At 63.7% G+C, this 13,979-nt stretch carries 11 protein-coding genes; 8 read left to right on the forward strand and 3 right to left on the reverse strand.

Annotation, left to right across the window (positions count from 1 at the left end; translation table 11 throughout):
- The first annotated feature begins 166 nt into the window (after positions 1–166).
- The 7 genes from glpD to GA0061099_RS26245 all read left to right on the forward strand — a co-directional run bounded on the left by glpD (position 167) and on the right by GA0061099_RS26245 (position 7,944).
- Positions 167–1,717: a glycerol-3-phosphate dehydrogenase gene (glpD, locus tag GA0061099_RS26215; protein WP_036024794.1), complete on the forward strand. Its 1,551-nt coding sequence runs from the start codon at positions 167–169 to the stop codon at positions 1,715–1,717.
- A complete protein-coding gene (locus GA0061099_RS26220; protein WP_074448120.1) occupies positions 1,714–2,853 on the forward strand; it encodes an ABC transporter ATP-binding protein in 1,140 nt (379 codons plus the stop codon). The genes glpD and GA0061099_RS26220 overlap by 4 nt, the downstream gene beginning before the upstream one ends.
- Positions 2,854–2,865: 12 nt before the next feature.
- Positions 2,866–3,951 carry an ABC transporter ATP-binding protein gene (locus tag GA0061099_RS26225; protein WP_036024798.1) on the forward strand — a complete coding sequence of 362 codons (1,086 nt, stop codon included), beginning with the start codon at positions 2,866–2,868 and terminating at the stop codon, positions 3,949–3,951.
- Positions 3,951–4,925 carry a carbohydrate ABC transporter permease gene (locus GA0061099_RS26230; RefSeq protein WP_036024799.1) on the forward strand — a complete coding sequence of 325 codons (975 nt, stop codon included), beginning with the start codon at positions 3,951–3,953 and terminating at the stop codon, positions 4,923–4,925. Before GA0061099_RS26225 ends, GA0061099_RS26230 begins: the two co-directional genes overlap by 1 nt.
- Positions 4,925–5,731, forward strand: coding sequence for a carbohydrate ABC transporter permease (locus tag GA0061099_RS26235; RefSeq protein WP_036013847.1), 807 nt, complete (start codon positions 4,925–4,927; stop codon positions 5,729–5,731). The genes GA0061099_RS26230 and GA0061099_RS26235 overlap by 1 nt, the downstream gene beginning before the upstream one ends.
- A gap of 10 nt (positions 5,732–5,741) precedes the next feature.
- Positions 5,742–6,071: a DUF2160 domain-containing protein gene (locus GA0061099_RS26240; RefSeq protein WP_036013844.1), complete on the forward strand. Its 330-nt coding sequence runs from the start codon at positions 5,742–5,744 to the stop codon at positions 6,069–6,071.
- Between the two features lie 130 nt (positions 6,072–6,201).
- Entirely contained in the window at positions 6,202–7,944 is a 1,743-nt protein-coding gene (locus GA0061099_RS26245; protein WP_036013842.1) for an ABC transporter substrate-binding protein, read from the forward strand.
- Between the two features lie 237 nt (positions 7,945–8,181).
- Here GA0061099_RS26245 and GA0061099_RS26250 read toward each other — a convergent pair whose 3' ends face one another.
- From GA0061099_RS26250 to GA0061099_RS26260, 3 genes are all read right to left on the reverse strand, one after another.
- On the reverse strand, positions 8,182–9,282 hold the full coding sequence (locus GA0061099_RS26250; RefSeq protein ID WP_036024800.1) for an alkene reductase: 1,101 nt from the start codon (positions 9,280–9,282) through the stop codon (positions 8,182–8,184).
- A gap of 179 nt (positions 9,283–9,461) precedes the next feature.
- On the reverse strand, positions 9,462–9,965 hold the full coding sequence (locus tag GA0061099_RS26255; RefSeq protein ID WP_036013837.1) for a DUF1993 domain-containing protein: 504 nt from the start codon (positions 9,963–9,965) through the stop codon (positions 9,462–9,464).
- 111 nt (positions 9,966–10,076) lie between these two features.
- Positions 10,077–11,372 (reverse strand): lytic murein transglycosylase, encoded by a 1,296-nt coding sequence (locus tag GA0061099_RS26260; RefSeq protein WP_074448121.1) that lies wholly within the window; start codon positions 11,370–11,372, stop codon positions 10,077–10,079.
- 280 nt (positions 11,373–11,652) lie between these two features.
- Here GA0061099_RS26260 and GA0061099_RS26265 point away from each other — a divergent pair, with 280 nt between their 5' ends.
- Positions 11,653–13,977, forward strand: coding sequence for an AI-2E family transporter (locus GA0061099_RS26265; protein ID WP_050995924.1), 2,325 nt, complete (start codon positions 11,653–11,655; stop codon positions 13,975–13,977).
- Positions 13,978–13,979: the final 2 nt, after the last annotated feature.

The following is a 13,979-nucleotide window of genomic DNA, read 5'->3' on the forward strand; positions in this document are numbered from 1 at the left end:
GTGCCTCCCAAATCGCCGTGGCGCTGCCCAACATGAACTCCTCTTGCTCACCAAGAAACTTCCGCTTTCGCTTCCTTTCGCCTCTCTTTCATCTTGCTTTCGTTTTTCGGTGTGATCTAATCAAAAGCGAAAGTAGCCGCTTGATGGAACGGGCGGTCGCCGGGGGATGCGTCTGTTGGAGCGTATTTTCGATCTCGCCATCATCGGAGGCGGTGTTAACGGCTGCGGCATTGCGCGTGACGCGGTGGGCCGCGGCAATACCGTTTTCCTGTGCGAAATGAACGATCTGGCGAGCGGGACATCGTCGTGGTCGACCAAGCTCGTGCATGGCGGCCTGCGCTATCTCGAATATTACGAGTTTCGGCTGGTCCGCGAGGCGCTGATCGAGCGCGAGATCCTCTGGGGCATCGCGCCCCACATCATCCGGCCCCTGCGTTTCGTTCTGCCGCATCACGCCGGCCTGCGCCCGGCCTGGCTGCTGCGCCTCGGCCTCTTCCTCTATGATCACATCGGCGGCCGCCACCTGTTGCCGGCGACCCGCTCGGTCGATCTCAAGCGCGATGAGGTCGGCAAGCCGCTGATCCCGAATCGCTACAGCCGCGCCTTCGAATACTCGGACTGCTTCGTCGACGACGCCCGCCTCGTCGTGCTCAATGCGCGCGATGCCGCCGACAAGGGCGCCGAGATCCGCACCCGAACCCGCGCCACCGAGATTCGCCAGTCGGACGGCGTCTGGACCGTCAGCATGGTCGATACGCTGACCGGCGCGCGCTCGCAGATCCAGGCCAAGGCGCTGATCAATGCCGGCGGGCCCTGGGTCGAGGACGTGCTCGGCCGCGGCGCCGGCGTGAATGCGAAAGCCAAGGTGCGCCTGGTGCAGGGCTCGCACATCGTCGTGAAGAAGCTCTACGACCACGACCGCGCCTACATGTTCCAGAATGCCGATGGCCGCATCATCTTCGTGATCCCGTACCAGGACGACTTCACGCTGATCGGCACCACCGATCGCGACTATGACGGCGATCCTGCCAAGGTGAAGGCGACGACTGAAGAGATCGAGTATCTTTGCAAGGCGGCCAGCGAATATCTGGCCAAGCCCGTCGCGCCCGCCGACGTGGTCTGGACCTATTCCGGCGTGCGTCCGCTCTATGACGACGGCGCCAGCGAGGCCAAGGCCGCGACGCGCGACTACGTGTTCGAGCTCGACACGCCCGGCGGCGTGCCGCTGCTGTCGATCTATGGCGGCAAGATCACGACCTATCGCAGGCTCGCCGAAGAGGCCCTGGAGCGCCTTGCGCCTTACTTGCGCAGTGCGAAAGCGCGCGAAGGCTGGACCGGCAAATGGCCGCTGCCGGGCGGTGACATGAACGTATCCGACATCGACGGCCTGATCGCCGAGCTGCAGCGCGGCTATCCCTTCCTCAGCCATGAGCATGCGCGGCGCCTGGCGCGCGCCTATGGCACCCGTGCCATCAAGCTGCTCGGCGACGCAAAATCGGCTGCGGATCTCGGCCAGGCCTTTGGCGACACGCTAACCGAGCGCGAGGTCCGCTATCTCATGGCCAACGAATGGGCCGTCACCGCCGACGACGTGGTCTGGCGCCGTTCCAAGCTCGGCCTGCGACTATCTGCCGACGAGATCGCGACCCTCGACGACTGGATCAGGAGCCATGCCGTGGCGCAAAGTCCCCTGCTGGAAACGGGAGGAGGCTCATGACCGTGACACTCGATCACGTGACCCGGACCGTGGAAGGCGTGCCGCACATCCGTGACGTCTCGCTGACGCTCGAGAGCGGTACGCTCAACGTGCTGCTCGGGCCGACGCTGTCAGGCAAGACCTCGATCATGCGGTTGCTCGCCGGCCTCGACAAGCCGACCACGGGCAAGGTGTTCGTCAACGGCAAGGACGTCACCGGCGCCGACGTGCGCCAGCGCTCGGTCGCGATGGTGTACCAGCAGTTCATCAACTACCCCTCGCTCACGGTCTACGAGAACATCGCCTCGCCCCTGCGCGTGCAGGGCAAGCCGCGCGACGAGATCGAGGCGCGCGTCGCCGAGGCCGCAAAGCTGCTGCGGCTCGAGCCGTTCCTGAAGCGCACGCCGCTCCAGCTCTCCGGCGGCCAGCAGCAGCGCACCGCGATCGCACGCGCGCTGGTCAAGGGCGCCGACCTCGTGCTGCTCGACGAGCCGCTCGCCAATCTCGACTACAAGCTGCGCGAGGAGCTGCGGGCGGAGCTGCCGCGCATCTTCGAGGCCTCCGGCGCGATCTTCGTCTATGCCACAACCGAGCCGACCGAGGCGCTGCTGCTCGGCGGCAACACGGTGTGCATGTGGGAGGGCCAGGCGCTGCAGATGGGTGAGACCACCAATGTCTATCGCCGGCCGCAGACCTTGCGCGTTGCGCAGGTGTTTTCGGATCCGCCGCTGAATCTCGTGGGCCTCGAGAAGGGGAACGGCATGGTCCAATATGCGGGCGGGAGTGCAGCGCCCGCGTCCGGGCTTTATGCCGGTCTGCCCGACGGCTTCTATCGCGTCGGCTTTCGTGCCCATCAGCTCGGGCTTGCCAATGGCGAGGCCGACCGTCACGCCTTCCACGCCACTGTCACGGTGACCGAGATCACGGGTTCGGAGAGCTTCGTGCATCTGACCCGCGACGGATCGAATTGGGTGGCGGTGCTGCACGGCGTGCACGAGTTCGAGCCGGGCCAGATGCTCGATGCCGTGCTCGATCCCAATGATGTCTTCGTCTTCGATGCTGCCGACCGTCTGGTCGCGGCACCGGGCTCCATAGCGTTTTCAAGCGAAGTGCCTAGCGGTTCGCGTGAAGAAAACGCGTCAAAGAAAAAAGCTTGAGGGAGATGCGCCATGGCCCGCATTGACCTCGTCGATCTCGCCCATTCCTACGGCGGCAACGATGCGCCGCAGGAGAGCTTTGCGCTCAAGCCTGTCACCATGACCTGGCGGCAGGGCGGCGCCTATGCGTTGCTTGGCCCGTCCGGCTGCGGCAAGACCACACTGCTGAACGTCATCTCCGGCATCATCACGCCGTCACGGGGGAAGATCCTGTTCGACGGCAAGGACATCACGCCGCTGTCAACCCAGAAGCGCAACATCGCGCAGGTGTTCCAGTTTCCGGTGATCTACGACACCATGACGGTCGGACAGAACCTGGCGTTTCCGCTGAAGAACCGCGGCGTGCCGAAGGCCGACATTGACAGGCGCGTCGCCGAGATCGGTCGCCTGCTCGATCTCGAGCCCTATCTGAACCGCAAGGCCACGCGCCTGACCGCCGACGCCAAGCAGAAGATCTCGCTCGGCCGCGGTCTCGTGCGCAACGACGTTGCCGCCGTGCTGTTCGACGAGCCGCTGACGGTGATCGACCCCGAGCTGAAATGGCAGCTCCGCTCCAAGCTGAAGGCGCTGCATCGCGAGCTCGACCTCACGATGATCTACGTCACCCATGACCAGACCGAGGCGCTGACCTTCGCCGACACCGTCGTGGTCATGCATGACGGTCGCGTCGTGCAGAGCGGCACGCCGGCCGAGCTGTTCGACAAGCCGGCGCATACGTTCGTCGGCTATTTCATCGGTTCGCCCGGCATGAACATCCTGCCGGCCGAGGTGAGGGGGCGCGAGGCCAGGATCGACGGCCACGTCATCGCGCTGAACCGCAGCTACGACAATCTGCCCGCCGGCGCGAAGATCGAGATCGGCGTCCGTCCCGAATTCGTCGAGGTGGTCGCGCCCGCACCTGGCCTGCTCACCGCCAGGATCGAGCGCATCGACGATCTCGGCCGCATCCGCTTCGCGCGCGTGCGCGTCGTCGACGCCAAGCTCGCGGCGCGCGCTCCTGGCGGCTTCACCAGCGCGGACGGTACCGCCGGGCTGAAATTCGATCCGTCGCACGTCCACGTCTATGCCGACAGCCTTCTGGTGGAGGGAGCCGCCTGATGGACAAGACCGTCAACCAAAAAGCCTGGTTCCTGGTGCTGCCGGTGTTCCTGGTCGTCGCCTTCTCGGCGGTGCTGCCGCTGATGACGGTGGTGAACTATTCGATGCAGGACACCTTCGGCAACAACCAGTTCTTCTGGAACGGCGTGGGCTGGTTCAAGGAGCTGCTCGATCCCTCCACCGACCTCGGCGGCCGCTTCCTCGCCTCGCTCGGCCGCAACCTGTTCTTCTCGCTCGTCATCCTGGCCATCGAGGTGCCGCTCGGCATCGTCGTCGCGTTGTCGATGCCGCGCGAGGGCTGGACCGTCGCAGCCTGCCTCGTCATTCTCGCGCTGCCGCTGCTGATCCCCTGGAACGTGGTCGGCACCATCTGGCAGATCTTCGGGCGTCCCGACATCGGCCTGCTCGGCTACGTCCTCAATGCCATGGGCTTCGATTACAATTACGTCTCCAACGACGTCGATGCCTGGTTCACGGTCATCGTGATGGACGTCTGGCACTGGACCAGCCTCGTCGCGCTGCTGTGCTATGCCGGCCTGAAGTCGATTCCCGAAGCCTATTACCAGGCCGCGCAGATCGACGGCGCCTCGCGCTGGGCCGTGTTCAAGGCGATCCAGCTGCCGAAGATGAACCGCGTGCTCTTGATCGCGGTGCTGCTGCGCTTCATGGACAGCTTCATGATCTACACCGAGCCGTTCGTCGTCACCGGTGGCGGGCCCGGCAATTCCACCACCTTCGTGTCGATCGAGCTGGTCAAGATCGCGCTCGGCCAGTTCGACCTCGGCAAGGCCGCAGCGCTGTCGCTGGTCTACAACCTCATCATCCTGATCGTCTGCTGGATCTTCTACACCGTCATGACCAATGCCGGTGTCGAACGCAAAGTCCAGGCTTCGAGCGAGCCGGCGGCGGAGCCCAAGCCCGCGGCCGCGCTCAAGCCCGTGCCCGCACTCGAGCCAAGGGAAGGAGTGGCCTGATGCATTCGATCCCCGGCCGTCGCCTCATCATGGGGCTGTTCCTGATCTTCCTGCTGCTGCCGATCTACTGGCTCGTCAACATGAGCTTCAAGACCAACAGCGAGATCGTCTCGACGATGACGCTGTGGCCGCACACTCCGACGCTGCAGCACTACAAGCGCATCTTCACCGACGAGAGCTGGTATTCGGGCTACATCAATTCGCTCGAATACGTCGTCCTCAACACCATCATCTCGATCGCCGTGGCGCTGCCGGCGGCTTACGCCTTCTCGCGCTACCGTTTCCTCGGTGACAAGCATTTATTCTTCTGGCTGTTGTCGAACCGCATGGCGCCGGCGGCGGTCTATGCGCTGCCGTTCTTCAATCTCTATTCGGCGATCGGCCTGTTCGACACCCCCTGGGCCGTCGCGCTCGCGCACTGCATCTTCAACGTGCCGCTCGCGGTGTGGATCCTCGAAGGCTTCGTCTCCGGCGTGCCGCGCGAGATCGACGAGACCGCGTTCCTCGACGGCTATTCCTTCCCGCGCTTCTTCATCAAGATCCTGGTGCCGCTGATCGCGAGCGGCATCGGCGTCGCCGCCTTCTTCTGCTTCATGTTCTCCTGGGTCGAGCTCTTGCTCGCGCGCACGCTGACGTCGGTGCATGCCAAGCCGATCGCAGCGATCATGACGCGTACGGTGTCGGCGGCCGGCATGGATTGGGGCCTGCTCGCCGCCGCCGGGGTGCTCACCATTATTCCGGGCGCGCTGGTGATCTGGTTCGTCCGCAACTACATCGCGCGCGGTTTCGCGCTCGGCCGCGTCTGAGGAGGCATCAATGGAATCCATCGCATGGATGGCCTGGACGCTGCCGACCGCGATCTTCTTCGCCGCGCTCGCCTGCACGCTTCTCGTGATGACCTGGCTCGCCGCGGTCTATCCCGAGGCCGAGCGCGTCGGCGTGCTGCGCATCCCGACCACGCGCGGCGACCGTCTGTTCATCTCGCTGATCGCGGCCGCCGTCATCCACCTCGCCTGGATCGGCCTCGTCGGCACCGACGCGATCGCTACGCTGCCTATCGGCGAGGAGGGGTTTGAAATCTCGAGCCTGTGGCTCGCATCAGGAATTTCGCTGGTCACGGCCGCGCTCATTTTCCGCACGGTCTGAAGCTTGCGAAGGGACGGCCAGATCCGGGACCAACCCGGGCCTGTATAAAAGTTTGTCGCTGCAACGGAGGAACAACATGCGACAGTTTAGGAGAAGGAAAGGTCCATTGACCAAGAATAGTTTTCTGACCATGTCCAGCGCCGCTGCGATCATCGCGGTGTCGTTCGCCGTCTCGGCGCCGGTTCGCGCCGCCGACGAGGCCGTGATCCAGAAATGGATCGCGGAATTCACGCCTTCGACGTTGTCGAAGGAGGACCAGAAGAAGGAGCTGGAGTGGTTCGCCAAGGCCGCCGAGCCCTTCAAGGGCATGGAGATCAACGTCGTCTCCGAGACGATCACGACTCATGAATACGAGGCGCAGACGCTCGCCAAGGCATTCTCCGAGCTCACCGGCATCAAGCTCAAGCACGATCTCATCCAGGAAGGTGACGTCGTCGAGAAGTTGCAGACCCAGATGCAGTCGGGCAAGAACGTCTATGACGGCTGGATCAACGACTCCGACCTGATCGGCACGCATTTCCGCTACGGCCAGACCATTGCGCTGTCGGACTACATGACCGGTGAAGGCAAGGACGTCACCAACCCCATGCTCGACGTCAACGACTTCATCGGCAAGTCGTTCGGCACCGGGCCGGACGGCAAGCTCTACCAGCTGCCCGACCAGCAGTTCGCGAACCTCTACTGGTTCCGCTACGACTGGTTCACCAATGCCGACTACAAGGCCAAGTTCAAGGCCAAGTATGGCTACGAGCTCGGCGTGCCCGTGAACTGGTCCGCCTATGAGGACATCGCCGAGTTCTTCACCAATGACATCAAGGAGATCAACGGCGTCAAGGTCTACGGCCATATGGACTATGGCAAGAAGGACCCCTCGCTCGGATGGCGCTTCACCGACGCCTGGCTGTCGATGGCCGGCAATGGTGACAAGGGCATTCCGAACGGTCTGCCGGTCGACGAATGGGGCATCCGCATGGAGGGCTGCCGCCCGGTCGGCTCTTCGGTGGAGCGTGGCGGCGACACCAATGGTCCGGCCGCAGTCTACTCGATCACGAAGTATCTCGACTGGATGAAGAAGTACGCCCCGCCGCAGGCGCAGGGCATGACCTTCTCCGAGTCCGGCCCCGTGCCGTCGCAGGGCAACATCGCCCAGCAGATGTTCTGGTACACCGCCTTCACTGCCGACATGGTGAAGCCGGGTCTGCCGGTGGTGAATGCGGACGGTACGCCGAAGTGGCGTATGGCTCCGTCGCCGCACGGCTCCTATTGGAAGGAAGGCATGAAGCTCGGCTACCAGGACGCTGGCTCCGCCACGCTGCTGAAGTCGACTCCGCCGGATCGCCGCAAGGCAGCCTGGCTCTATCTCCAGTTCATCGTCTCCAAGTCGGTGAGCTTGAAGAAGAGCCATGTCGGTCTCACCTTCATCCGTGAATCCGACATCTGGGACAAGTCGTTCACCGAGCGTGCGCCGAAGCTCGGCGGCCTGATCGAGTTCTACCGCTCGCCCGCGCGCGTGCAGTGGACCCCGACCGGCAACAACGTGCCCGACTATCCGAAGCTCGCGCAGCTGTGGTGGCAGAACATCGGCGATGCGTCGTCCGGTGCGAAGACGCCGCAGCAGGCGATGGATGCTCTCGCGGCGGCCCAGGACTCCGTGCTGGAGCGTCTGGAGAAGTCCGGCGTGCAGGGCGCCTGCGGTCCGAAGCTGCACAAGAAGGAGTCGGCCGAGTACTGGTTCGCCAAGGCCCAGAAGGACGGCACCATCGCGCCGCAGCGCAAGCTCGCCAACGAGAAGCCGAAGGGCGAGACGGTGGACTACGACACCCTGATCAAGTCGTGGCCCGCCACTCCGCCCAAGCGCGCGGAAGTGAAGTAAGCGGCGCTTAGAGCGATATCAAACACGAAAGGCCGGGAGCGATCCCGGCCTTTTTGTTTTGTCGTTGTGGTGCGAGGGTTTTTCACACCCTCGGTGTCATTGCCCGCCTAGTGCGCAATTGCGCACAGGGGCGGGCAATCCAGTATTCCAGAGACGGTCGTGGTTGAACCGAGAAGCCGCGGCGTACTGGATGCCCCGCCTTCGCGGGGCATGACAGCGTCATGTGTGGAGAAGAACCTACTCCGCCGGCTCGGCCGCCAGCGTCAGGTAATCCGTGTAGCCCTTCGCACCACCGCCGTAGAACGTGTTCTTGTCCCAATCGTTCAGCGCCGCTCCCTGCTTCAGCCGCTCGACGAGGTCGGGATTGGAGATGAACGGCTTGCCGAAGGCGATGAGGTCGGCGGCGTTCGCCTCCAGCACCTTGCTGGCCAACTCGAAATCGTAGCCGTTGTTGGCGACGTAGGCGCCCGAGAAGCGGTTGCGCAACGATGCATAGTCGAACGGCGCGATGTCGCGCGGCCCGCCGGTGGCGCCTTCGACCACGTGGAGATAGACCAGCTTCAACGCGCTGAGGCCGTCGACGATGTGATCGTACAGGGCCTGCGGGTTGGAATCCGAGACGTCGTTGGCCGGCGTCACCGGCGAGATGCGGATGCCGGTGCGCCCGGCGCCGGCCTCGGCGACGACGGCCTTGGAGACCTCCAGCATCAGCTTCGCGCGGTTCTCGATCGAGCCGCCATAGGCATCAGTGCGCTTGTTGGCGCCGTCCTTGGCGAACTGCTCGAGCAGATAGCCGTTGGCGCCGTGGATTTCGACGCCGTCGAAGCCGGCGTCCAGCGCGTTCTTCGTGGCGCGCTTGAAGTCGTCGATGATCCCGGGAATCTCGGAGAGCTCGAGCGCGCGCGGCTCGGAGACGTCGGCGAAGCCGCCGTTGACGAAGGTCTTGCCCTTGGCTCGGATCGCGCTCGGCGCCACCGGGGCTGCGCCATTCGCCTGCAGATCGACATGCGAGATGCGGCCGACATGCCAGAGCTGGATGAAGATCTTGCCGCCGCGTTCATGCACCTTGTCGGTGACCTTGCGCCAGCCGGCGACCTGCTCCTTGCTATAGATGCCGGGCGTGTCCTGGTAGCCCTGACCTTGTTGCGAGACCTGGCTCGCCTCGGTGATCAGCAGGCCCGCGGATGCACGCTGGGCGTAATAATCGGCGGCGAGCGGACCGGGCACGAAGGTGCCGGGTACGGCGCGGTTGCGCGTCAGCGGCGCCATGACCAGACGGTTGGCCAGCGTGATGGGGCCGAGCTTGTAGGTCTCAAACAATTTGGTCGAACGGCTCATGGGAATGCTACCAGGCGATGAGAGGTCTCGAACAATTGTGCATCGCGGCATCGGGCGCAAGGGATGAGCCATACGCAAAGTGCAGACGAGCTGCGCGGCAGGGCGCGCGTAGCATAATTCGTGTGCAATGTCGGCTGCGACAGTGAAATCCCACTGTCGCGGCCGTGCGATTTCAGAAATCAGTTCGCGCCGAGGAAATCGCGCTTGCCGATCTCGACGCCGTTGTGACGCAAGATGCCGTGGGCGATCGCCGCGTGGAAATAGAGGTTCGGCAGCGAGAACGAGCTCAGGAATTGCTGTCCCGTCATGGTGATGGTCTTGCCGGGGCCGATCGGAAAGGTGACGTCCTTGGCGTCGGCGCCCTCAAACTGCTCGGGCTTGAAGGATTTGACATAGTCGATCGTTTTCGCCAGCCGCTGCTTCAACTCCGCAAAGCTCGTTTCGGTGTCCGGCGTCGAGGGGACCTCGCTATGCGTCAGCCGCGCACAGCCTCTGGTCGGATAGTCGCTGACCAGCTGGATCTGCCGCGACAGCGGCAGCATGTCCGGGAAGAGGCGCGAGCCGAGCAGGACGCTGGGATCGATCTTCCTGGCCGCGCAATGCGCCTCAGCTTTGGTGAGCAGCCCGGTCACGCTGTTCAGCATCTGCAAATAGGCGGGGACGACGGCGTCGTAGAAGGACATGTGATGCTCGCTTCAAAGGGTGGGAAATCTCAGGAGAAAACCTGAGCCACTCACATGGGAGCCTCATGGAAAATTGCAATCGCGGAAAGCCGCTTGTGCGATGCGAAAATTCTACCGCACCGTCGTCTGGGGCAGGACCTGCGCCGTGCCGCCGCGCATGCGCGCAAGCAGCTCGGCGGTCGGCCAAGAATCCGCCGGCAGGCCGTACTTGATCTGCGTCGCCTTCACCGCGGCGCGGCTCTGCTGCCCCAGCACACCGTCGACCTTGCCGACGTTGAAGCCGGCGCGCACCAGCAGCTGCTGCAATTCCTTGAGCTCGTTGAACGGCAGCTGCGCGACCGGCGCAGCCGGCTTGCGCATCGGCGCGGCCCCGGCGATGCGCGAGGCGAGATAGCCCGCGGTGGTCGCGTAGATCAGCGAGTTGTTCCACTCGGTGTAAGCCGCGAAATTCGGATAGGCCATGAAGGCCGGCCCGAAGCGTCCCATCGGCAGCAGCACGGAGGCTGCGAGATTGTCGTTCGGCAAGGGCCGGCCGTCGGGATAGGTGACGCCGAGTTGCGCCCATGTCGAGCGCGGCTCGCGTACCGTGAGATCGGTCTTCTCCCACGGCAGGTTCGGCGGCACCTTGATCTCCTCGAGCCACGGCTCGCCGCGCCGCCACTTCAATCCGTTTGCGATGTAGTTCGCGGTCGAGCCGATCACGTCGGCCGGCGAGCGCAACAGGTCGCGCCGTCCGTCGCCGTCAAAGTCGACCGCGTAGTTGACGTAGTGCACGGGCAGGAATTGGGTCTGGCCGAGCTCGCCGGCCCAGGAGCCGATCATCTCGTCGGGATGCAGATCGCCCCGGTCGATGATCTTCAGCGCCGCGATGGTCTCGTTCACGAACATCTCCGAACGGCGGCAATCATAGGCGAGCGACACCAGCGATTTCAGCGTCGGCAAATTGCCCATGTTGGCACCGAAATCGCTCTCGAGGCCCCAGAACGCGGCGATCACCGCGGGCGGCACGCCGTATTCCTTTTCCGCGCGCGCAAACGCTGCGGCGTATTGCTTGATGTGCTGCTGCCCGTTCTGCATGCGATAGGCCGCGGCCATGCGGCCGGCGAATTCGGTGAAGAGCTGTCCGAACACGCGCTGGCCGCGGTCGCGGTTGACGATGCCCTGGTCGTAGACGAGATAGGGCGATGCCTCCGCGATCGTGCGCTGCGACACGCCGGCGGCCACCGCCTGTTGCTTCACCTCGGTCAGGAAGCGATCGAAGCTCGCGCCATTGTGGCACGAGGCGGCGCGCGGCGAGGGGGCCTTCGGCACTGCGGGCTTGGCAGGAGGCGGAAGCATTTGGGCGGAGACGGTGGCGGAGTATGCGAGAAGCGCGACGGCCGCGATCAAAAATCGGGTCTGGACCATGGGAGTTCCGGCGGGGAAGGCAGGCGTGGATTCGGCCGAAGTTTAGGGGAAGCGGCCGCCCCAGGCCATCCCCACCCTGCACCTGATCTGGAGGACGATAGGTCGCCCGCCTTGGTGCGCAGGGGCATGTATTCAGAAATCAAGCCATCGGCTCGGTTGGATCAATCCCGCCGAATCGGGGTTGACCTGTCGAAACCGTTACGGAAAGGCTCGTTCTGTGGCCGAGTTGCCTCCGGCGTCGACGCAACGAACACCGGCCGTGCGAGCCGCAACCTCGCCCATGCTCACGGCCGGCGGCATCGTCCTAGCCATCGGAGCCCTCTATCTCGGCCGGGAAATCTTCGTTCCTTTTGCCCTTGCGATCCTGCTGAGCTTCGTTCTCACGCCCTTGGTCAATTGGCTGAGACGTTGGAAAGTGCCCCGCATTGCAGCGGTGCTAATTGCCGTTTCCATTGCCTTTATCGTCGTCGCAGGGATCGCCTTGGTCGTTGGGCGCCAACTGGTCCAGCTCGCCAGCAACCTTCCCAATTATCAGACCACCATCACCGAGAAGATACGCTCGTTGCAAAGCTCCGCGCCGGGCGGCGGGGTCGTCGACGCCGTTACCACGACGATGCAGGATCTCGGCAGAGAGATCTCGGGAGATGAGAAAAAGTCGGCGGCTGCATCCTCCCGGCTTGGCACCGGCAGTGAGAGTCGGGAGCCTGTCACCGTGCGGGTGGAGCCGCCACAGCCGAGACCGCTGGAGCTCATTCGATCGGTCATAGGTCCTCTGCTGGCGCCGCTTGCGACTTCCGGGCTGGTCGTCATTTTCGTGATCTTCGTGCTGCTCGAGCGCGAAGACCTGCGTGATCGATTCATCAAGTTGGCCGGAGCCGGTGATCTTCAGAAGAGTACTCAGGCCATCAACGATGCTGCCTCGCGGGTCAGCCGCTATCTGCTGATGCAGCTCGTTGTCAATCTGACTTACGGCGTGCCGATCGGTGTTGCACTCTACTTTGTTGGCGTGCCGAACGCGATTCTTTGGGGCTTGCTCGCAGCGGTACTTCGATTCATTCCCTACCTCGGTCCTTTCCTGGCTGCTATATTTCCCGTTGCCCTGGCCATCGCCGTCGATCCCGGCTGGACGATGCTGTTCTGGGTCGTCGGTTTGTTCGTTACGGCTGAACTCGTCAGCAACAATGTTGTCGAGCCTTGGCTTTACGGATCCAGCACCGGGCTGTCGTCCCTCGCAATTATCATCGCCGCGATCTTCTGGACGATGCTGTGGGGGCCCGTCGGGCTGTTTCTGGCGACACCTTTGACCGTCTGCCTCGTCGTCATGGGGCGCTACGTCCCGCAGTTGGAGTTCTTGGGCGTTCTGCTCGGCAGCGACCCTGTGCTCGCGCCGGAGGAGCAACTCTACCAGCGGTTATTGGCCGGCAACCTGGAGGAGGCGGTTGAGTTCGCCGAGAACTATGTCGACGAGTGTTCCTCACGCGAGCTGTACGACAACGTCGGAATTCCGGCGCTGCGCCTGGCGGAGAATGATCGTCAGCGCAGCAGCATCGACACCAATTACCGGCGTCTCGTTGCGGATACGGCTATCTCGGTTGTCCGGGAGGTTGATGACCATATCCGCGAAAAAGCGAATGCAGTGGACGAGGGAAATCACACCGCGCAGCGACCATGCGTCCTCTGTCTCGCTGGACGCACGGAGCTCGATCATGCAGCGGCGGAGATGCTCGCGCAGGTGCTCGAGGAGCGCACCATCGGCGCCAAGGTCTTGCCGCCGATCGCGGTCAGTCGGGGAGCATTGGAGCAACTCGATCTCCAGGGGGTCGACGTGGTGTGTCTGTCCTACTTTCACCCGCAGCCGCAGGTCTACGCCCGCTATGTCTTTCGTCGCCTGCGCCGTCGGGCTCCACAGGTGAAGCTTGCCGCCTGCTGCTGGAATTTGATCGCCGGAACGGAACAGACGGGAGAGCTCAAGACCCAGATGGCGGCCGACGCGGCATTCGCCTCTCTCCAAGCATGCGTCGAGCAGGTTGAAGCATGGGTCGGTCGCGCGGCAGCTCTCGGCGATACGCCCCAGCTCACGGCCGACGCCGAACGTGCGCAGCTCGCCGCGCTGCGCGGACTTGGCTTGGACGCCTCGAAACGCCAGGACCTGGATGAGGCCTCCAGAAAGGTCGCGCAAGCGTTCAACGTTCCGATCGCGCTGGTGACATTGGTCGATCATATTCAGCTAACCGCCGCTGAAGCCCGCGCCCAAGAAGTTCAAGCAGGTCTGCCGAGCAATCACGAGGGCTCCCTCGACGCGCATGTGATCGCTGCAGGCGATATGCTGGTTTCGGAGGATGTGACCGAAGACCCGCGCTTCGCCGACGATCCGCATGTGCTGGAGCGAGGCATTCGCTTCTACGCGGGGGTCCCGCTCCGGACTTCATCCGGTCATGTTGTAGGCTGCCTTTGTGTGATCGATACTCAGCCGCGGGAGTTCACCGACCGGGATCGTGACCGCCTGCAGGAGATGGCGAAGCAATTGATGATCGATATCCAGAGCGCTCGAGTGGCCACAGGCGTCGAGTCGGATGGCTCGAGAGAGGTGCATCCCGCCCCCTAGCG

Origin of the sequence: Bradyrhizobium yuanmingense (assembly GCF_900094575.1) — a bacterium.
Classification (GTDB): domain Bacteria; phylum Pseudomonadota; class Alphaproteobacteria; order Rhizobiales; family Xanthobacteraceae; genus Bradyrhizobium; species Bradyrhizobium yuanmingense.

What these genes read in the sequence shown, in the direction of transcription:
- glpD (WP_036024794.1), top strand. Translation starts at nt 167, where the DNA reads ATGCGTCTGTTGGAGCGTATTTTCGATCTCGCCATCATCGGAGGCGGT.
- GA0061099_RS26220 (WP_074448120.1), top strand. Translation starts at nt 1,714, where the DNA reads ATGACCGTGACACTCGATCACGTGACCCGGACCGTGGAAGGCGTGCCG.
- GA0061099_RS26225 (WP_036024798.1), top strand. Translation starts at nt 2,866, where the DNA reads ATGGCCCGCATTGACCTCGTCGATCTCGCCCATTCCTACGGCGGCAAC.
- GA0061099_RS26230 (WP_036024799.1), top strand. Translation starts at nt 3,951, where the DNA reads ATGGACAAGACCGTCAACCAAAAAGCCTGGTTCCTGGTGCTGCCGGTG.
- GA0061099_RS26235 (WP_036013847.1), top strand. Translation starts at nt 4,925, where the DNA reads ATGCATTCGATCCCCGGCCGTCGCCTCATCATGGGGCTGTTCCTGATC.
- GA0061099_RS26240 (WP_036013844.1), top strand. Translation starts at nt 5,742, where the DNA reads ATGGAATCCATCGCATGGATGGCCTGGACGCTGCCGACCGCGATCTTC.
- GA0061099_RS26245 (WP_036013842.1), top strand. Translation starts at nt 6,202, where the DNA reads ATGTCCAGCGCCGCTGCGATCATCGCGGTGTCGTTCGCCGTCTCGGCG.
- GA0061099_RS26250 (WP_036024800.1), bottom strand. Translation starts at nt 9,282, where the DNA reads ATGAGCCGTTCGACCAAATTGTTTGAGACCTACAAGCTCGGCCCCATC.
- GA0061099_RS26255 (WP_036013837.1), bottom strand. Translation starts at nt 9,965, where the DNA reads ATGTCCTTCTACGACGCCGTCGTCCCCGCCTATTTGCAGATGCTGAAC.
- GA0061099_RS26260 (WP_074448121.1), bottom strand. Translation starts at nt 11,372, where the DNA reads ATGGTCCAGACCCGATTTTTGATCGCGGCCGTCGCGCTTCTCGCATAC.
- GA0061099_RS26265 (WP_050995924.1), top strand. Translation starts at nt 11,653, where the DNA reads ATGCTCACGGCCGGCGGCATCGTCCTAGCCATCGGAGCCCTCTATCTC.